Raw genomic sequence first — 18,846 nt, forward strand, 5'->3', positions numbered from 1 at the left:
GGCTGCGGCGTCACCTTCGCTCTCACTCTGGCAAACGATGCTGCCATGTCATGTGTTCCTGTGGGGCGTGGTAGGTCACAAGATCGATAAGACTCCCTGTGAAATGGCTGTCACCTGGGCACCGGGATACTGAAACCGGGGAAAATCTCCACCTCCGCGGGGCCGGGAGCGGGCGGGAACACGATGACAGGCTCTCGATCCTGCCGTGGGGACTGATTCTGTGGATTGAGGATGTCGTATGGCCCCCCCGACGGCTTGCCCGGAATGAGGCCCTGCGCGGGGGCCGGGGCGGCGGGTTCGGGGAAGTGTTCGATCGGCGTGCCGGCCAGTGCGCCGTCCATCACCTGCTTCCAGATGTCGGCGGGCAGGCCCGACCCGTAGATGTCGGCGCCGCGGGCCGTGCGGATCGGCTGGGACTGCTCGGTGCCGATCCAGACCGCGGTGGACAGCGACGGTGTGAAGCCGATCATCCACGCGTCCTTGTTCCACTTGCTGTCGCCGAGCTGGGTGGTGCCGGTCTTGGCGCCGGACGGCCGGCCCTCGGCCAGGCTGTGGGCGTTGGAATAGGCGGCGATCGGTTCCATCGCGGCGATCGTGTTCTCGGCGATGCTGCGCGGAATGCGCTGCTCGCCCTCCGGGAGTTGCTGGCCGACGCGGGTTTCGGGAGCGCCGCGGTCGAGCAGTACGCGCCCGTCGCCGGTGACCACGCGCTGCACGAAGTACGGCGGGTGATAGACGCCGCCGGCGGCGATGGTGGCGTAGGCCGAGGCCATGTCGATCGGGCGAACCAGGTACTGGCCCAGCACGATTCCGTTGAGCGGGCGCCCGCCGTCCTCGGTCAGCGTCTTGCCCGCCACCCCGGGGATCTCCTCCGGAATGCCGGCCTGGTGCGCCGCGTCGGCGATCGCGCCGGGACCGTCGAACATGGTCATGGTCAGCCGGTAGAAACTGGTGTTCAGCGAGCGCTTGAGCGCTTCGGCGAGGCTGCACTTGCCGCAGCTCTCCCCGTCCACGTTGGTGATCTTGGTGCCGCGATCGGTGATCGGTGAACTGTCCATCACCCGGTGCAGTGGAATGCTCTGCTGCTGGGCCGCGATCGCCGCGAAAACCTTGAAGGCCGAACCGGTTTGCAGCGGCGCCTGAGCGAAGTCGTAGCCGATGCCGTCGGTGCCGCCGTAGTAGGCGCGCACCGCGCCCGAGCGCGGATCGATCGACACCACGGCGCCGCGCAGTTCGGGCGGCTGCCCGCCGAGCCGGTCGCCGAGCGCGCCGAGCGCGGCTTGCTGGGCCCGGGTGTCGATGGTGGTGGTGATCTGCAGTGCGCCGGTGTTCAGGTCGCGTTCGCTGATGCCGGAGTCGCGCAGTTCGCGCAGCACCTGGGTGCGGATCAAACCCTCGGGGCCGCGCGCCTCGTTCTCGCTCGGCATCTCGGAGATCGGGAGGATGTCGGGGAAGCGGGTCGCGTCCCGGTCGCCGGGGGCGAGCACGCCCATCTCGATCATCCCGTCGAGCACGTACTGCCAGCGCGCCTTCAGTTCCGGCAGATGGGTTTCCGGATCCAGCAGCGAGGGGGTGCGCAGCACGGCGGCCAGCACCGCGCCCTCGGCCCGGGACAGGTGCACCGGGTCCTTGCCGAAGTAGGCCTTGGACGCGGCGGCGATCCCGTAGGCGCCGCGGCCGTAGTAGACGGTGTTGAGGTAGGCGGCGAGGATGTCGTCCTTGCTCCACTGTTTGGACATCTTCGCGGCGATGATCAGCTCGCGCATCTTGCGGCTCACGGTGCGTTCGGAGCCGAGGAAGGCGTTCTTCACGTACTGCTGGGTGATGGTGGAGCCGCCGCCGGCGTTCTCCCGGCCGAGCAGGTTGTCGCGGCTGGCGCGCAGGAAGCCGGAGCTGGAATAGCCGGCGTTGGTGTAGAAGCTGCGGTCCTCGGCGGCGATGACCGCGTCGCGCACGTGCTGCGGCACCTGGGTGAGCGGGACCGGGGTTCGATTACCGTCCGGGGGAACGACTTTGGAGATGACGGTGCTGCTGTCCGAAGCCAGGATGGTGGCGATCTGATTGGTCTGCATGGCGGCCGGGTCGGGGATCTCGGCGCTCCAGTAGGCCAGGCCCGACAGCAGCGCGGGCACGCCGACGAAGAGGATGAACAGCGCCAGCGCCAGTCTTCTGGCACGTTCGGCGCGCGAGCGCGTCGGCCGATCGGGGCTCGGGGCCGGGCGTTTCCTGGCGGGGCGGGGTCTGGGATCGGCCTTGACCGGTGCGATCGCCGGCAGTGTCGGCTCGTCCCAGCCCGCGAGCGAGGGATAGGACGCGGCGGGTTTCTCCCGCCCTCTTCGCTTGCCGAACAACGATCGCACGAGCATCTCCTCCCGGAGCGTCGGTCGAACTCACCTGTGCCAAAGCAACGATCGGTAAAGCACACCTGACGCTTCGAGAGTATCGCGCCGGGATGTGCCGGGATGCTATCACCGCACCCCGGCACGCGATTCCTAGCTCTTGACGCCGCCGGCGGTCAGGCCGGAGATGATGCGCCGCTGGAAGATCAGAACCATGATCACCAGCGGAATGGTGACGATGGTGCCCGCGGCCATGATCGCGGCGTAGGGCGGAATGGTCGGATCGTTGCCGGAGAATCGGGCGATCGCGACGGTCACCGGCTCGGTGGTGCCGCTGGAAAGCAGACGCGCCAGCAGGTATTCGTTGACGGCGGCGATGAACGCCAGGATCGCGGTGGTGAACACCGCGGGCGCGGCCAGCGGCAGCATGACCAGGCGGAAGGCCTGCATCTTGCTGGCGCCGTCGATGCGCGCGGCCTCTTCCAGCTCCCACGGGAGCTCGGTGAAGAACGAGGCCAGGATGTAGACCGTCAGGGGCAGCACGAACGAGATGTTCGGAATGATCATCGCCTGGTACTTGCCGATCCAGCCGATATCGGTGAACAGCTGGAACAGCGGGGTGACCAGCACGACCACGGGGAACATGGACGCGGACAGGATGATTCCCGACACCAGGTACTTGCCCCGGAACACCAGCCGGGCCAGCGCGTAGGCGGCGAAAATGCCGATGATCAGGGCGAGCACCGTGGTGATCGAGCCGATGATCAAGCTGTTGATCAACGCCCGGCCGAAGTCGTTTCCGCGTGAGGTGTCGAAGGCGTTGCGGAAATTCTCGAAGGTGACGTGGGTCGGCCACGGGGTGTTGTCGAAGGTGTAGTTCGGGTCGCGGAACGCGGTGACGGCCATCCAGTAGAAGGGGCCGAGCCCCCACACCAGGATGATCAGCACACCGAGATACAGCCGGACCGACGTGAGTCGCTTGGTCCACGGGACCGATCCCGCGGCCGGGGTTTTCGTCGCGACGGACATCAGCGCACCGCCCCTTCTCGCTGGGCTTCCTGAGTGCGAACGGCGTTGGCGCCCAGCACCTTCACGAGCAGGAACGCGACCGCGAAGATGAGCAGGAAGGTGATGGTGGACAGCGCCGCGGCACTGTTGGGGCCCTGCCGGAACTGATCGACCACCAGGATCGACACGGTCCGGGTGTTCTCGTTGCCCGCGGTCATGATCGCGGGGAGGTCGAACATGCGCAGCGCGTCCATCGTGCGGAACAGCACAGCCACCAGCAGTGCCGGTTTCAGCAACGGCAACGTGATCTGGGTGAATCGCTGCCAGGCGGAAGCGCCGTCGACGCGTGCCGCCTCGTACACATCACCGGGGATCACCTGCAAGCCCGCCAGGATCAGCAACGCCATGAACGGCGTCGTCTTCCACACGTCGGCGGCGATCACCGCGAACCGCGACGCCCACGGATCGGTGGTCCACAGAATGTTGGTGCCGAGCACCCGGTTCACCACACCGTCGTACTGGAACATGAACTCCCACAACCGCGCTGTGACAGCGGTCGGGATGGCCCACGGGATCAGCACCGCCGCGCGCAGTAGTGCGCGCCCGACGAAGGTCTTGCCCATCACCATCGCCATGCCGAGGCCGATGGTGGCCTCCAACGCGACGGTGACCACGGTGAACAGCAAGGTGACACCGATCGCCAGCCAGAACTGCGACCCGAGGGTGCCGTCCGAGCAGGGGACAGTCTCGCCGAGGCTGTTGCCGCACTGTTGCAGGAGCCAGTGGGTGTAGTTCGAGAAGCCGGCCGAGCCGCCTTCGGTGAACATGCCCGTGGCCGGGTCCAGGCCCGCGTCCTTCTGGAACGACATATAGATCGCGCGGAACACCGGATATCCGATGACCACGGCCAGTGCGATGAGCACCGGTGCGACGAACAGCCACGGCTTTCCGCTCTCACGGAAGCTGAAACGTTTACGTGTAGCCGTTCCAGAAGGATCCGACACCGTTAATCTCTCTCCTACGGTTGGGTCGGGTCTGCTACGAGCCGGCCGACTCGATGCCCTTCTGCATGCCGACGATCGCGTCGTCCACGGACTTCTCACCGCGCAGCGCTGCCGCGGCGTTGTCCTGGATGGCCTTGGAGACCGCCGGGTAGAACGGGGTGACCGGGCGCGGCACCGCGCTGGCGATCGAGTCCTTGAGGGCGGGCAGGTACGGCATCTTCGCGATCAGCGCCGGGTCGTCGTACATCGAGGCGCGCACCGACGGCAGCGAGCTCGCCGCCACCAGCTGCTGGGCCTCTTCGCTGATCAGGTACCGCAGGAAGTCCAGCGCGGTGGCCTTGTTCTTGGAGAAGGCGCTGATCGCCGCGTTGTAGCCGCCCAGGGTGGAGGCGCCGACGCCGTTCTCGCCGGGCAGCGGGGCCACGGCGAACTTGTCCTTCACCGAGGAGCCCTCGGAGCCGAGGTCACCGAAGGTGGACGGCCAGCCGCGCAGGAACATCAGCTTGCCGGACTGGAAGGCGTTGGCCGACTCGGGCTCCTTGAAGGTGATGGCCTCCTTGGGGATATCACCGTTCTTGTAGGCGTCCACCAGCGTGGTCAGGCCCTTGCGGGCCTGCGGGCTGTTCACGGTCGGGGTCTTGCCGTCCGGGCCGACGAAGGTGCCGCCGAAGCCGTTGATCACCTCGGAGGTGTTCACGGTCAGGCCCTCGTAGGTCGCGAACTGGCCGGCGTAACAGCCGATGTTCTGCGCCTTGGCGACCTCGCACTGGCCGAGCAGGTCGGTCCAGGTCTTCGGCGGGGTCTGCACCAGGTCGGTGCGGTAGAACAGCAAGCCGCCGTTGGTGTTCCGCGGCGCGGCGTAGAGCGTGTTGTTGTAGGTCGCGCTGGCCACGGGCGGGGACAGCAGCGCCGAGGTATCGATGGAGAAGGTGTCCTTCAGCGGCTGCAGGTAGCCCTTGGCGGCGAACTCGGCGGTCCAGGGCACGTCCAGGGCGACCACGTCGTAGTCGGCGGACTTGGAGCGCATGTGCTCGACCAGGTCGTCGTACTGCTGCGAGGCGTCGTTCGACTGTTCCTTGAACGTCACCTGCTCGGCCGGGTGCGAGGCGTTCCAGCGCTCGATGAGCTGCTTGACCACGCCCGTGTCGGTGGTGTCCTTACCTTCGACATAGGTGATCGGACCGCGACCGGTCAGGTTCTGGCTGGTCGGGTTCGTGCCACTGTCGCTGGAGCAGGCACTCGTGAACGTCGCTGTGAGCAGCGCGCACGCGGTGACCGCCAGCGCGGCCCGCGGCGCGAGCGATGTACGTAGGGCCGACACCTTCTTCAAAGCCATCGCGTTCACTCCAGGGTTGATCGTGAGCGGCGGCACAGACTGCCGCTGCACAAGGCAAGATACATGGTGCGTGTGGAAGCCGTCCCGATTGTGCCGGTTTCGTACTCACCGCGGCCCGTCCCGCGCGTCTCTCTTACGATGGCTGGCGATGACTGCGCCGAATGAGGTTCCCGACCGGATGCTCACGCGGATCGGGGGATTGCTGCGGCAAGCCGAATCGACCGACAACGAGCACGAGGCCGAAGCCTTCCTGGCCGCGGCACAGCGGCTGGCCACCCGGTCGTCCATCGATCTCGCGGTGGCGCGGGCGCATGTGCACGGACGCGAACGCAGGCCGACGCCGGTCCAGCGGGCCATCCCGATCGGCGAGGCGGGAAAGAAGGGGCTGCGCACCTACGTCCAGTTGTTCGTCGCGATCGCGCACGCCAACGACGTGCGCTGCGATGTTGCGCGGACGTCGACCCAGGTTTACGCCTACGGATTCGATTCCGATATCGATACCTGTGAAGCCCTGTATACAAGTCTGCTGATCCAGATGGTGCGGGCTTCGGATCACTACATCAAATCCGGCGCGTACAAAACCGCGACCGTGGAGAAGGTGGTCGCCGAAAAACGCTGGGGGCGAACAGTACAGCGCCGGGTGCAGGCGCCGGTGGCGCCGGTGACGGCACGGCTGAATTTCCAGATGGCGTTCGCGGCGCGGGTCGGGAAGCGGCTGGCGGTGGTGAAGCAGGAGGTCGAGACCGAGGCGGTGGCGCCGTCGGAATCGGCGAGCGGCACGGCATTGGCGCTGCGCAACAAGGAAATCGAGCTCGTCGACTTTTATAAACAGACCTCCGAGGCGCGCGGTACCTGGCGGGGGCCGCAGGCCTCTGCGGGGCATTCCGCGGCGGCCCGGCGCGCCGGTGATCGCGCGGGTAAAGCGGCGCGCCTGGGCACTTCGCCCGAGTTGGGCGCTGCTCGTGGGCAATTGACCCCGCGCGGACGCGCGGAATGACGCGGTCGTGGACAATTGACGAACCGTAGACGCGGGGGATCTGTGCGATGAGCGTGCGCGACGGCCAGCGGGCCAAGGTTTATGACGCCGAACAATTGGTACGCGGGGTATTCGACCGCGCGGACGAATACGGCAGCCGAACCGTCGACCTCTACGGTTCCCAGATCACCCTGCCGATCGAACGCCGTTTCGCCTCGGTGGCCTCCGTGCAGGCCTATGCTGACAAGGTGCTCGCGCTCAATTGGGTACGGGCGCAATGGGATAGGGCCTCGGTCCCGGTGCGGGTCCGGTCGCGTGCCGGAGCGACCGCTGCCCATTACGAGGCGGCCGACGCGGTCCTGGCGGTACCTCTGCACACCGGCGGGACCGCGTGGGCTCTCCGGGAACTCGTGGTGCTGCACGAAATCGCCCACCATTTGGCCACCGGCTTCGAAGCTGCCCACGGCCCCGAATTCTGCTGCCGGTACCTGGAATTGGTCGACGGAGTCATCGGTCCCGAAGCCGCCCTGCTGCTGCGCGCCACGCTGTTGAATTGCGGCGTCCGGTTCAACTAGCGAGCGGCCGGGTGGGGTTCGCCGCGAGGACTTCGTCGGCGGCGCGTTCACCGGCCTGAACGGCGCCGGCGAGGAAACCCATCCAGGCATCGGCGGTCTCGACACCGGCGAAGTGCACCCGGCCGACGGGAGTCTTCGGCAAGCGGCGGGCGGTGGTGAGGGCGCCGACCGTGAGGCCGCCTTCACAGCCGTAGGCGAAAGGCTCTTCCTCCCAGTTCTTCTCGAGATAGTGGAGTGGTTCGGCAGCGCGCGGTCCGAACAGCGCGGTGCACACCGAGAGCACCGCGCGCCGCCGCTCCGCCGGATCGGCGGAGCCTCGATCGCCGGGGAGATAGCCCGACAGGATGCCGACGCTTCCGTCCGTGGGGGAGGCGTCGAGCAGTCCCGGGACCGCCTCGAGATCGGTCAGGGCCGAGCCCGAAAGTCCCGCCTGTCGCCAGAACGGTTCGTCGTAGACGATGTTGATCTTGCGCCCGTGCACTGGCTGCCAGGCGTGTTGCAGCCGGACGCGGTCTTGCGGGGGCTCTGGATCGAAGCGCAAGTGCCGAGCGCCGACCGGGCTGATCGCGACGATCACCCGATCTGCCTGGAATTCGGCTTCCGCACATCGCACGACGACGCCCGCCGAGTGGTGGGTGATGGCGTGGACAGGGCTGCCGACGATGACACGTTCCCCCAGCGACCGCGCCAGGGCGTGGGTCAATTCCTGTGCACCGCCACGGAATCGGTATACCCGTGCGGGCCCGGCCAAGAGGCTGCCGATGCTTCCCCAGGTGCCCAGGAAGTGCAGGGCGAAGAGCAGCGACGTGGCCTCGGGCAGATACCCGGCGAAATTGGCCTCGAACAGCTGGCGGGCCCGGGGGTCGGTTAGCTGCTCGCGCAGCCACGAACCGAAGGTGCGGTTGTCGAGATGGTGGGCGCCGGGAGCGGTCCAGGGCGCCGAAGCGGGAATGGTCGCGGCGAGCGCGTCCAAGGCCGACAGGACTTCCAGCACTTGCACCATGGTTTCGACCGGCAGCGTGGTCCATCGTGCCGTGAGACGAACGATCGGTCGGAGCAGGCGCTGAGCCGGTGCGCCGAACAACTTCAGCACGCGGGGGTTGCCGTAACGAAAACCGCGGGTGGTACCGGCGGTGTGCAGCAGGAAGCGTCCTTCGAAGTTGCTCTCGAAAAGCTGCACGCCGTGGGCCCGCGCGAGCCGGAACACGTTGTCGTGCACCGGGTAGACCAAGGTCGCCCCCGCGTCGAGCACGGTGCCGGCCACCTGCTCGGTCAGCGTTCGACCGCCGACGCGCGGAAGGGCTTCGAGCACAACCACGGACTGTCCGCGGTCGGCGAGCCGTCGTGCGGCCGCCAGGCCGGATACCCCCGCTCCGACGATTACGGTGTCCACCTTGCTCAGCTGATTCGCGGGCATCTCGACCTCAGTTCTCGTACGTTGTACGTAATCCGTTCATTGTACGAACTACGTATGATCGGTCAATGCCTGAGAGGAAGTCGGTGTGGCTGCGCCCCGAGAAGCCGGTCCGTGGCCGACCGGCGCTGGACCGCGCGCGGATAGTGTCCGCCGCGCTGACGCTGCTCGATGAGGACTCGGTGCCGGGGCTGACCATGCGCAAGCTGGCCGATCGGCTCGCGGTACCGCCGATGACGCTGTACGGCTACGTCGCGAACAAGGACGACCTGCTCGAGTACGCGTTGGACGCGGTCTTCGCGGAAACACTGGAGTCGGTCGACGCATCCGGGGATTGGCGGAAAGCCCTGGAGAACATAGGCAGTCGGACATTCGAGGCCCTGCTGCGGCATCATTGGGCGGCGGCGCTGGTGGGTACCGCGCCGCCGATGGGTCCGGCAGCCGTCGCGCAGTTCGGCTCGATACTGGAAGTTCTCGAGTCGGCCGGATTCCGGGACGAGGGTTTGGTGGCCGCTACGACCGGCTTCTACTATTACGTGCTCGGTGCCGCGCTCGCCGAATCCGCTTGGGCGCGCGAAGGTTCCACCGTCCAGGCGCCCACGATGGATGCGCCGAACCAGCGGGCCGCCGACAGCGCCGGCGCCACGCGCGCGGCAGCCTTCCTCGGTCGCTATGCGAACACCGATGCGCGAGAACGTTTTCGGCGTGGCCTGAGCGCGGTGCTCGACGGTCTGTGCCCGCCGTGATCAGACCGGGTGGGCCATCGGGCCCGATCGAAGGCTCGAGCGTCGGCTAACGGTCCAGAAACCGGCGAACTCGATCGAGGCGGTTGTGCCACCAGGTGATGCGATCGGGGTCCGGGTGGCGGTACCGCGCGAGCAATGCCGGATCCGGCGCCGGTGGTGTGCGGGGGACCGAGAGGTAGCCGTCGACCGGGCGGAGCGAATCGGCGACCACGTCGCCCTCGAACAGCGAAGTGGTGCCGAGACCACAAGCGAAGTCGAGTTCGGGGAGTGCGCCCGCCAAGGCCAACTGGGCCGAAAGGCCCACACTGGATTCCAGGGCCGAAGACACCACGCACGGCAGCCCCGCCGCCTCGGCCACCTGCAAGGCTCGCCGCACCCCGCCGAGCGGCGTGCATTTGAGAACCGCGATATCCGCCGCTCCCGCCACCGCGACGCGCATCGGGTCTTCGGCACGGCGAATGGACTCGTCGGCGGCGATCCGCACCTCGACCTTGCGGCGCACGGCCGCCAACTCCTCGATCGTGCGACACGGCTGCTCGACGTACTCCAAACCGCCTGCGGCCCGATCGATCTCGTTGATGTTGGAAATCGCGGTATCCACATCCCACACCGCGTTCGCGTCCACCCGGATCGCTCCCGCGGGCCCCAGCGCGTCCCGCACGGCCTCGACCCGGGCCAGATCCTCGGTCAGCGACCCCGGATGATCGGCGACCTTCACCTTGGCGGTCCGGCAGCCCGACGCGACGACAATCCGATGCGCCGATTCCGGATCCACGGCGGGAACAGTGCAATTGACCGGAATCCGAGCTCGCACCGGCGCCGGCCACCCCACCGTGCTCTGCTCGATCGCCGTCGCCAGCCATCCGGCCGCCTCCCGATCGTCATACTCGGGGAACGGGCAGAACTCACCCCACCCGAGCGGTCCGGGGAGCAACATCCCCTCCCGCACGGTGATCCCGCGAAACCGTGTGCGCATCGGAATCGCGTAGACAACAGGCTGGTCGGCAAGGCTCTGGTCGCTCATCGACCCCCACCCTACGGAGCCCGGGCAGGACCGGCGCACCGCCATAAGGTTCTGGTCAGCGGGTTGAAAGTGGCGCGGCACATTGTTCTGGGCATGACAAGGGGAGAGCGGTTTCCACGGGCTGCCGTCGCGGCGGCGGTGCAGTATGCGGGAACGTTGGTGCTGGGTGGGATCGCGGCGTGGTTGACGATCGGGTTCGCGGTCTTCGGTTACCTCGGTGCGGAGGCGAACGGCGCGCTGTTCGTCGGCCTGGGGATGACTGTGAGCTGGCTGGGGATAGGCGCTGCGCTGGTGTGGTCGCTGGTCGGCATTCTGAACGGGCTCTGGCACGGCAGATCCGGGCCGTGGGGCGCGCCCAGCCGAGCGCAGCTGCTGATGGCCGCCGCGTTCGGTGCCGGCGGGATCATCGCGTTCCTCGCCGTTTTCGGGAACTGACATGTCTTTCGCGAACGTGGGAATCGAGACGAATTTCGCGGTACCGCAACGATTCCGGTACTGGGACGCGGTGTGCGGCGCGGTGTTGTTCCTGGCCGTCGTGGTGCTGGCGGCGCTCGCGCCGAGCTCTGTGGACGCGGTGGCGCCGGCGGGTGGCGGATACGGGATCACCGCCGGGATCGGCCTGCTGGGGAGTCTGTTCGCGCTACCGCTCGGGCTCTGGCAGCTGGTGCTCGCGGCGGTCGACCAGCGCACGCTGTGGTGGCGGCCGCTGGTCGGTCTCGCCGCGCTGGTCGGCTGCTATCTGTTCGGGGAACTGGTCCGCCAAGTCGTGCTGGCCGTCTGACGAGCGGCGGCACCCACCCCGTGGGTGCCGCCGCGGCGTTCAGAGCCGTTCGTAGACGGTGGCGTTGGCCAAACCGCCTGCCTCGCACATGGTTTGCAGGCCGTAGCGCGCGCCGCGCTCCTGCATGGCGTGCACGAGCGTGGTGGCCAGCCGGGCTCCGGAGGCCCCGAGCGGATGGCCGATGGCGATCGCGCCCCCGTGGACGTTCACCCGGGACAGGTCCGCGCCGGTGTCCTTGGCCCAGGCCAGCACCACCGGCGAGAAGGCCTCGTTGATCTCCACCAGGTCGATGTCGGAGAGCCGCAAACCGGCGCGCTGCAACACCTTCCGGGTCGCCGGGATGACGGCGGTCAGCATCAGCAGCGGGTCGTCACCGGCTACGGCGAAGCTGTGCAGCCGAGCCAGCGGCTGCAGGCCCAGTTCCCGGGCCCGTTCGCTGGTCATGATCAGCGTCGCGGCGCTGCCGTCGCTGACCTGGCTGGCCGAGGCCGCGGTGATCTGCCAGCCGATCTCCGGGAAGCGGGCGGCCATGGCCTCGTCGTAGTAGGCGGGGCGCAGCTTGCCCAGCGTCTCCAAGGAGCTCCCGACGCGGATGCCCTCGTCGGTCTCCAGGCCGTTCAGCGGGGCCAGCTGCGCCGCGAACGAGCCGTTCTTCGTTGCCAGCGCGGCTTTTTCGTGGCTGGCGAGCGCGAACTCGTCGAGCTGGGTCCGGCTCAGGCCCCAGCGGGCGGCGATCAGCTCCGCGCTGATGCCCTGTGGGACAAGACCTTCCGGGTAACGGGCGGCGAAACCGATGCCGGACGGGTCCGTGGAGCCGACCAGGTTGGCGCCCATGGGAATTCGGCCCATCGACTCCACCCCGGCGGCGACCACGATGTCGTAGGCCCCGGAGATGACGCCCTGTGCGGCGAAGTGGATGGCCTGCTGGCTGCTCCCGCACTGCCGGTCCACCGTGGTGGCGGGCACCGACTCGGGGTAGCCCGCGGCCAGCGCCGCCCGCCGGGCCATGTTCGAGCCCTGTTCGCCGACCTGGGTGACGATGCCGGCGATCACGTCGTCGATCAGTGCGGGATCGATCCCGCTGCGGTCCACCACCGCGCGCAGGCTGTGCGCGAGCAGGTCCACCGCGTGCACGTCGTGGAGTGCGCCGTTCGGCTTGCCCTTGCCGATCGGGGTGCGTACCGCCTCGACGATCACCGCGTCTCTCATGATGCTGTCCTCTCAGGGCTGACTATTGCGTCCAATAGTCAGGGTACGCCTGGCCATAGTTGACACAAGTCAGCCCGGCTATGATGTGTGTCATGGCAGCCGTGATGGAAGGACCCTTGGCAGATCTGAGTTCCTGGCAACCCAGCGAGTGCTCCGTCGCGAAGGCGCTCGACCTGGTCGGGACCCGCTCGGCCATCCTCATTCTGCGCGAGGCTTACTACGGCACCCGCCGCTTCGACGGCTTTGCCGCTCGTATCGGCATCACCGACGCGGCCGCGGCCGCGCAACTCCGCAAGCTCACCGCCGCGGGTCTGCTCGAGAAACGGCCCTACCAGGAGGAAGGCAAACGCACCCGGAACGAATACGTGCTGACCGCGATGGGTCGCGACCTGCTCCCGGCGGTCCTCGCCCTATGGCAGTGGGGCGATGCCTATCTCCAACCCGGGCCTGCCCCTTTGGAACTCGTCGAGGCTGCCACCGGATCTCCGGTGCGGGTGGAGATCCGCAGCGCCGGGGGCCGGGAAATCGAGCTGGAGGAGTTGGGCGTGCGGGTCAACGACGACTGGGTGCGCGCCCGGCGGAAGCGGCGAAAGCACAGCTGAACACCGTGACGTTGCGCACCTGAGTAGTTTTCCTGTGCCGGGACCGATCGGGCATTGCCATGATGAAGGCATGCCCGATCCGTACCGGACCACCCGCCGATACTCCGTCCCTGATCCCGGCCCGGAACCGGTCCAGCGGCGACATGATGGAGATATGCCGTACCAGTATCAGCCGGAGCGGCGGCCGAGATCTTGGGACGCGAAGGTGAGCAAACTGCTGTACACGTTCGCGGCCATTCTCGGCGGCGGCGCCGTTCTCTACGCCACCTTCGCGCTGGTCGTCACCTACTTTCAGGGTGGCGTGGCGATCGCGGAAGTGCTTGCTGCCCTGGCGGTGTGCTGGGTCGTGATCGGCCTGATCCTGTTCGTGCCGCGGATCATGGGCCGGATCGCACGCGAACGCGGACGGTCCAGCCTGGTGTGGGCGGGCGCGTCGGTGCTGCTGGTGCTGGCGTCGATCTCGATGTTCATCGCGGTGTGAAACACCCCGCCGGGGAGCTCGGGCGGGGCGCTCGCACGTCTCAGTTCAGGCGACGGCCGTCGTTGGCGGAGAAGAAGTAGGTGTGGTCCGGCGTGGTAGCCAGCGTCAGGCGGGTGCCCTTGGCCGGCGGATTCCGCCAATCCGCCCGCGCCACAATGATTTCGCCGGCGCCGTTGGCGGTGCTGTCCGCGATGGTGCGGCCGTAGAGGTAGGCGTCGGAGCCGAGTTCCTCGACCACGTCGACCTCCATCTCGATGCCCTTGGCCAGGCTGCCGCCGATCTCCAGGTGCTCGGGGCGGATGCCGACGACCACCGAGCCCTCGGCCGCCTCGACCACCGAGCGCGGCACCGCCAGCGCGTGCCCGCCCACCGACACGGTGCCATTGTCCACCGGCAGCGTGAACATGTTCATGGCCGGGGAACCCATGAATCCGGCGACGAAGGCGTTGGCCGGGTCCCGGTACAGGTCGCGCGGGGTGGCGCACTGCTGCAGCAGGCCGTCCTTGAGCACCGCGACGCGGTCGCCCATGGTCATGGCCTCGACCTGGTCGTGGGTGACGTAAACGGTGGTGGTGCCGAGGTTGCGCTGCAACTTCGCGATCTGGGTACGGGTCTGCACCCGCAGTTTCGCGTCCAGGTTGGACAGCGGCTCGTCCATCAGGAAGACCTGCGGCTGGCGCACGATGGCGCGGCCCATCGCCACGCGCTGGCGCTGACCACCGGAGAGCGCCTTGGGCTTGCGGTCCAGGTAGGGCTCCAGATCCAGCAGTTTGGCGGCCTCCAGGACCCGCTGGTCCTTCTCCGCCTTGGCGACCTTGGCGAGTTTGAGCGCGAAGCCCATGTTCTCCGCGACCGTCATGTGCGGGTAGAGCGCGTAGTTCTGGAACACCATGGCGATATCGCGTTCCTTCGGCTCGGCGTGCGTGACGTCGTTCGCGCCGATCAGGATGCGCCCGCCGTTGACCTCCTCGAGGCCGGCCAGCATGCGCAGCGAAGTCGATTTACCGCAGCCGGAAGGACCGACCAGAACCAGGAATTCACCGTCGGCGATCTCCAGATTCAGCTGGTCGACGGCCGGCTTGTTCGAGCCCGGGTAGAGCCGGGTCGCGCTGTCGAAGGTCACAGTAGCCATGACGAAACCATCCCATTCACCGGCAGGAACGTGCCGGACGATCCGAGTACAGGGTTGGCAGGACTCTACAAGGTTCGCCGGAGATCGGTAGCCTCGTTCGGGGAACTACGTAGAGGAGACTCGGATGAGCAGACCAGTGCGTATCGGCATCCAGCTGCAACCGCAGCACTCCCCGCGCTACGGCCTGATCCGGGACGCGGTGCTGCGCGCGGAGGAGCTGGGCGTCGACATCGTTTTCAACTGGGACCACTTCTATCCGCTCTACGGTGACCCCGACGGCGCGCATTTCGAATGCTGGACGATGCTGGGCGCCTGGGCCGAGCAGACCGAGCGAGTCGAGATCGGCGCACTGGTCACCGGCGGTGGTTACCGCAATCCGGATCTGCTCGCCGATATGGCGCGGACGGTGGACCACGTCAGCGACGGCCGGTTGATTCTCGGGATCGGCGCGGGCTGGTTCGAGAAGGACTACGAGCAGTACGGCTACGAATTCGGCACGCCCGGAACCCGTTTGGCGCTGTTGAAGGACTCGATGGCGCGGATCGACGCGCGGCTGAAGAAACTCAACCCGGCGCCGACCCGCGATATCCCGATCTTGATCGGTGGCGGCGGCGAGAAGAAGACGCTGCGCCTGGTCGCCGAGTACGCCGATATCTGGCACAGCTTCGCCGACGAGGACGTGCTGGCCCGCAAGAACGCGATCCTGGCCGACCACTGCGCCGCCGTCGGACGGCAGCAGGCCGCGATCGAACGGTCGGTGCAGTGGCAGGGCGTCGCCGACGCCAAGGGCCTGCACGCCGCCGGGGTCACGTTGTTCACGGTGGCGGTGAACGGGCCCGACTACGACCTGTCCGAGGTGGCGCAGGCGATCCGCTGGCGGGACGAGGTGAACCCGGACGCGGTGACCGGCCTGGCCTGAACCGCGTGGCGCAACCCTCACCCGGGTAACTGGGTATTCGCGTGCACCGCCGATAGGCTTGCCGGTCATGGCCAGTCTGCTTTTCGTGCGGTTGCGCGCGTTGATCGCCGTGATGTTGCTCGCCGTCGGAGTCCTGGCGACGGGGTGCTCGTCCGGCGACGGCTCCACCCGGGATCTGTGCGCGCCGCCCGGGTTGAGCGCCGCCTCCGCCGCACCGCAGAATCTCGCCTCGTCCGAGGCGGCGGGGCCGGACAAATACACGACCGCGTCGTCGGAACCGCTGAGCTCGATCGACGTCGGGAAGCTGGGCCTGATCACCCCCGGCGTGCTCAGTGTCGGCACGCTCTCGGACGCGCCGCCCAGCATCTGCGTGAACTCCCAGGGGCAGTTCACCGGGTTCGATAACCTGCTGCTGGAAGCCGTCGCCGCGAAGATCGGCCTGCGCGTTCAGTTCTCGGGCACCGAGTTCGCCGGTCTGCTGGCGCAGGTGGCGGGCAAGCGGTTCGATGTCGGCTCCTCGAACATCACCACTACCGCGGCGCGGCGTGACCTCGTCGGCTTCACCAACGGCTACGACTTCGGCTACTTCGCGCTGGTGGTGCGCGAGAGCAGCGGAATCAAGACCTTCGCGGACCTGACCGCGGGTAGCCGGATCGCCGTCGTGCAGGGCACCGTGCAGGACGATTACGTCGTCAACACCCTGCGTCTGGACCCGGTGAAGTTTCCCGACTACAACACCGCCTACGCGAATCTGAAGTCCGGCCAGGTCGATGCCTGGGTGGCCCCGTCCGCGCAGGCCGACGGCGCGATCAAGCCCGGCGACGGGACCGCCGTCGTCCAAAATGCCTACAGTCTGGACAATTTCGCGGCCTGGGCGGTCGGCAAGAGCAACCAGCCGCTGATCGACGCGCTCAACAGCGGTTTGGACGCGGTGATCGCGGACGGCACCTACGCCCAGCTCTACTCCGAGTGGGTGCCCCGCCAGTTCCCGCCGGGCTGGAAGCCGGGATCCAAGGCCGCGCCCATGCCGCAGCTGCCGGACTTCGCGGCCATCGCCGCCGAGCAGGCCGGCGACCAGCAGCCCGCGGCGCCGTCCGCGCCGAAGTCGACGCTGCAGCAGTTGCGCGAGACGTTCTTCGATTGGTCGTTGTACCGCAAGGCATTTCCCGATCTGATCAAGACCGGCCTGCCGAATACCCTGATCCTGGCGCTGGTTTCGGGCATTCTCGGCAGCGTGCTGGGCATGCTGCTCGCCGTCGCGGGCATCTCGCGCACGCGCTGGCTGCGCTGGCCGGCCCGGATCTACACCGACATCTTCCGCGGCCTGCCCGCCGTCGTCATCATCCTGTTGATCGGCCTGGGTCTGGGCCCGGTCGCGCGGAACCTGACCGGCAACAACCCGTACTGGCTCGGCGCGCTCGCCCTGGCCCTGCTGGCCTCGGCCTACATCGGCGAGATCTTCCGCTCCGGTATCCAGTCGGTGGACACCGGTCAGCGCGAAGCGGCGGCCGCGCTGGGCCTCAGCTACCGGCAGTCGATGCGGCTGATCGTCATCCCGCAGGGTGTTCGAAAAGTGCTGCCCGCCTTGATGAACCAGTTCATCGCGCTGATCAAGGACTCCTCGCTGATCTACTTCCTCGGCCTGCTCGCCACCCAGCGCGAACTGTTCGCTGTCGGCCGGGACCTCAACGCGCAGACCGGCAATCTCTCGCCCCTGGTCGCCGCCGGACTGGTCTACCTGATGCTGACCATTCCGCTGACCCACCTGGTCAACTACCTCGATCGCCGCATGCGCGAGGCGCGCCCGAAGGCCGGCCGTCCGATCGATCCGCTGGAGCAGGCCACCGTCACCGAAGGGCGGTAATTCCGATAAATCGGTCGAACAGGCACCGCCTATCGGAATTGCTGATCGCGATTGGTTAGCACATCCTGAGCAACCTTCAATAATGCGTATTCGCTAATGTGTTTTCGGTATCCAGAACCACCCATTCACGGACGAGAAGAGGGAAATTCTGATGACCACCGCACACCTCGAGCACACCGCACACGACCACGTCCACGGTCCCGACTGCGGCCACACCCCGGTCCCGCACGGCGACCACATCGACTACGCGCACGACGGTCACCTGCACCGCGCCCACGACGGCCACTACGACGAGTGTGAACCCGCCGGCCACCAGCCCTGCGACAACCACTCCCACGTCCACGGCCCCGACTGCGGCCACGACTCGGTTCCGCACGGCGACCACGTCGACTACCTGCACGACGGCCACCGCCACGCCATGCACGGTGACCACTACGACGACCACTGAGCAAACGCGCTGACGCGGCACCGGTAGCCGGTGCCGCGTAGGGCGTGGGGGTCTTTTCGGGTCAGGAGGCCTTGCGGATTCCCAGGTACTGCAGGGCGGCGAAGGCGCCTACGGTGCCGGCCTGCATGACGGTCCAGATAGAGCCGACGAGGTTGAGGTCGAGTGCCCCGGCGACGAGGGCGATCAGGCTGAGGGCGACCCAGGCGGCGTTGAGGGCAGCGACGCCGCGGGCGGCGGGGATGTTGGGGTTGGCCGGGTTGCCGATGACGGCGACGGTGAGGCCGTAGAGGGTGAGGAAGATGCCGATCGGGATGCCGATGCCGCGATCCAGGCCGAGCAGGGACTCCAGCGGGCCGGACAGGGCCAGGTAGGCGAGGCCGTTGACGCCGGTGATCACCGCGTCGAGGCGGAGCGAGAGCCGCAGCAGCTTCGGTCCGGGGGCCAGCAGGGCGGAGAGGGCGGCAGGGGTGGCGGTGGTGGTGCTCATGGTGGGGCTCTTTCTCGTAAAAGCAATGGGGGGAGGGTTTTTCGCCTGGATCAGGCGGCGGCGGGGACCTTGTCCAGGAAGCCGTAGACCTTGGCGATCTTGCCGTCGGCGATGATCGCCACGTCGAAACCGACCACGATCGCGGGGCCGTCGGCCGGGCCCAGGTCCCAGGTGAAGCGGACCTGGTCGTGGTGGGCGTCGACCGGGCCGCCGAGGCGGAAGGTCCAGCCCGGGAACTGGGCTTGCACGCCGGCGATGACGGCTTCCAGTCCGGCGTGGCCGGCGACATCGACCATCGGGTCGACGTAGGTGGCGTCCGCGGTGAAGACCCGGGCGACGGCGGCGGTGCGGGCCGCGGCGTCGGTGGTGTTCCAGGCTTCCAGGTAGGCGGCGACGATGTCGTTCATGATGTCCTCCAAGGGCTTTGAGCTGGTGTTTCTCGGTCTGTGCTGCTTACGAGAACTACGTTATGGCCCGAGGAGGGGGTGCCGAATCAGTCGC

The 18,846-nt window shown here is 67.6% G+C and carries 19 protein-coding genes and 1 pseudogene; 10 read left to right on the top strand and 10 right to left on the bottom strand.

Going from position 1 to position 18,846, the window contains the following annotated elements; genetic code table 11:
• Positions 1-110 precede the first annotated feature (110 nt).
• The 4 genes from AB0M14_RS18200 to AB0M14_RS18215 form a co-directional block, all read right to left on the bottom strand.
• A complete protein-coding gene (locus tag AB0M14_RS18200) occupies positions 111-2,366 on the bottom strand; it encodes a transglycosylase domain-containing protein (RefSeq protein WP_364996183.1) in 2,256 nt (751 codons plus the stop codon).
• A gap of 126 nt (positions 2,367-2,492) precedes the next feature.
• A complete protein-coding gene (locus tag AB0M14_RS18205) occupies positions 2,493-3,368 on the bottom strand; it encodes a carbohydrate ABC transporter permease (protein ID WP_364996185.1) in 876 nt (291 codons plus the stop codon).
• Complete coding sequence (locus AB0M14_RS18210) at positions 3,368-4,285, bottom strand: sugar ABC transporter permease (RefSeq protein ID WP_364998923.1); 918 nt, start codon at positions 4,283-4,285, stop codon at positions 3,368-3,370. The genes AB0M14_RS18205 and AB0M14_RS18210 overlap by 1 nt, the downstream gene beginning before the upstream one ends.
• Positions 4,286-4,385: 100 nt before the next feature.
• Positions 4,386-5,687 (bottom strand): ABC transporter substrate-binding protein, encoded by a 1,302-nt coding sequence (locus AB0M14_RS18215; RefSeq protein ID WP_364996188.1) that lies wholly within the window; start codon positions 5,685-5,687, stop codon positions 4,386-4,388.
• Between the two features lie 148 nt (positions 5,688-5,835).
• Here AB0M14_RS18215 and AB0M14_RS18220 point away from each other — a divergent pair, with 148 nt between their 5' ends.
• The gene (locus tag AB0M14_RS18220; protein WP_364996190.1) at positions 5,836-6,684 is read left to right on the top strand and encodes a DUF2786 domain-containing protein; all 849 of its coding nucleotides are present in this window, start codon (positions 5,836-5,838) and stop codon (positions 6,682-6,684) included.
• Positions 6,685-6,731: 47 nt separating this feature from the next.
• Entirely contained in the window at positions 6,732-7,238 is a 507-nt protein-coding gene (locus AB0M14_RS18225) for a TIGR04338 family metallohydrolase (RefSeq protein ID WP_364996193.1), read from the top strand.
• Here the strand turns inward: AB0M14_RS18225 and AB0M14_RS18230 are convergent.
• Positions 7,231-8,664 (bottom strand): annotated as a pseudogene (locus AB0M14_RS18230) (NAD(P)/FAD-dependent oxidoreductase); the annotation flags it as partial. The gene AB0M14_RS18225 and the pseudogene AB0M14_RS18230 overlap by 8 nt on opposite strands.
• Positions 8,665-8,720: 56 nt before the next feature.
• Here AB0M14_RS18230 and AB0M14_RS18235 point away from each other — a divergent pair.
• Positions 8,721-9,398, top strand: a complete 678-nt coding sequence (locus tag AB0M14_RS18235; protein ID WP_364996195.1) for a TetR/AcrR family transcriptional regulator C-terminal domain-containing protein — start codon at positions 8,721-8,723, stop codon at positions 9,396-9,398.
• Between the two features lie 46 nt (positions 9,399-9,444).
• Here the strand turns inward: AB0M14_RS18235 and AB0M14_RS18240 are convergent, their stop codons facing one another.
• The gene (locus tag AB0M14_RS18240; RefSeq protein ID WP_364996198.1) at positions 9,445-10,422 is read right to left on the bottom strand and encodes an o-succinylbenzoate synthase; all 978 of its coding nucleotides are present in this window, start codon (positions 10,420-10,422) and stop codon (positions 9,445-9,447) included.
• Positions 10,423-10,515: 93 nt separating this feature from the next.
• On the opposite strand from AB0M14_RS18240, the gene AB0M14_RS18245 reads away from it, so the two are divergent.
• Together AB0M14_RS18245 and AB0M14_RS18250 are read left to right on the top strand one after the other, a co-directional pair.
• A complete protein-coding gene (locus tag AB0M14_RS18245; RefSeq protein WP_364996201.1) occupies positions 10,516-10,857 on the top strand; it encodes a hypothetical protein in 342 nt (113 codons plus the stop codon).
• Position 10,858: 1 nt separating this feature from the next.
• Positions 10,859-11,203 (top strand): hypothetical protein, encoded by a 345-nt coding sequence (locus AB0M14_RS18250; protein ID WP_364996204.1) that lies wholly within the window; start codon positions 10,859-10,861, stop codon positions 11,201-11,203.
• 39 nt (positions 11,204-11,242) lie between these two features.
• Here the strand turns inward: AB0M14_RS18250 and AB0M14_RS18255 are convergent, their stop codons facing one another.
• Entirely contained in the window at positions 11,243-12,412 is a 1,170-nt protein-coding gene (locus tag AB0M14_RS18255) for a thiolase family protein (protein ID WP_364996207.1), read from the bottom strand.
• 80 nt (positions 12,413-12,492) lie between these two features.
• Between AB0M14_RS18255 and AB0M14_RS18260 the strand changes: the two genes are divergently transcribed.
• Positions 12,493-13,014, top strand: coding sequence for a helix-turn-helix domain-containing protein (locus AB0M14_RS18260; RefSeq protein WP_364996210.1), 522 nt, complete (start codon positions 12,493-12,495; stop codon positions 13,012-13,014).
• 154 nt (positions 13,015-13,168) lie between these two features.
• On the top strand, positions 13,169-13,495 hold the full coding sequence (locus AB0M14_RS18265; protein WP_364996213.1) for a hypothetical protein: 327 nt from the start codon (positions 13,169-13,171) through the stop codon (positions 13,493-13,495).
• A 40-nt stretch (positions 13,496-13,535) separates the two neighbouring features.
• Here AB0M14_RS18265 and ugpC read toward each other — a convergent pair whose 3' ends face one another.
• Positions 13,536-14,627 carry a sn-glycerol-3-phosphate ABC transporter ATP-binding protein UgpC gene (gene ugpC, locus AB0M14_RS18270; protein WP_364996216.1) on the bottom strand — a complete coding sequence of 364 codons (1,092 nt, stop codon included), beginning with the start codon at positions 14,625-14,627 and terminating at the stop codon, positions 13,536-13,538.
• Between the two features lie 124 nt (positions 14,628-14,751).
• Between ugpC and AB0M14_RS18275 the strand changes: the two genes are divergently transcribed.
• From AB0M14_RS18275 to AB0M14_RS18285, 3 genes are all read left to right on the top strand, one after another.
• Complete coding sequence (locus AB0M14_RS18275) at positions 14,752-15,546, top strand: LLM class F420-dependent oxidoreductase (protein WP_364996218.1); 795 nt, start codon at positions 14,752-14,754, stop codon at positions 15,544-15,546.
• A 67-nt stretch (positions 15,547-15,613) separates the two neighbouring features.
• Positions 15,614-17,410 (top strand): ABC transporter substrate-binding protein/permease, encoded by a 1,797-nt coding sequence (locus AB0M14_RS18280; protein WP_364996220.1) that lies wholly within the window; start codon positions 15,614-15,616, stop codon positions 17,408-17,410.
• Between the two features lie 148 nt (positions 17,411-17,558).
• Positions 17,559-17,858, top strand: a complete 300-nt coding sequence (locus AB0M14_RS18285) for a hypothetical protein (protein WP_364998925.1) — start codon at positions 17,559-17,561, stop codon at positions 17,856-17,858.
• 61 nt (positions 17,859-17,919) lie between these two features.
• On the opposite strand, the gene AB0M14_RS18290 is transcribed toward AB0M14_RS18285, so the two are convergent.
• Positions 17,920-18,345 carry a hypothetical protein gene (locus AB0M14_RS18290; RefSeq protein ID WP_364996223.1) on the bottom strand — a complete coding sequence of 142 codons (426 nt, stop codon included), beginning with the start codon at positions 18,343-18,345 and terminating at the stop codon, positions 17,920-17,922.
• A gap of 50 nt (positions 18,346-18,395) precedes the next feature.
• Positions 18,396-18,752, bottom strand: a complete 357-nt coding sequence (locus AB0M14_RS18295) for a nuclear transport factor 2 family protein (protein ID WP_364996226.1) — start codon at positions 18,750-18,752, stop codon at positions 18,396-18,398.
• Positions 18,753-18,846: the final 94 nt, after the last annotated feature.

The organism is Nocardia sp. NPDC051832 (assembly GCF_040681285.1).
Lineage (GTDB): Bacteria > Actinomycetota > Actinomycetes > Mycobacteriales > Mycobacteriaceae > Nocardia.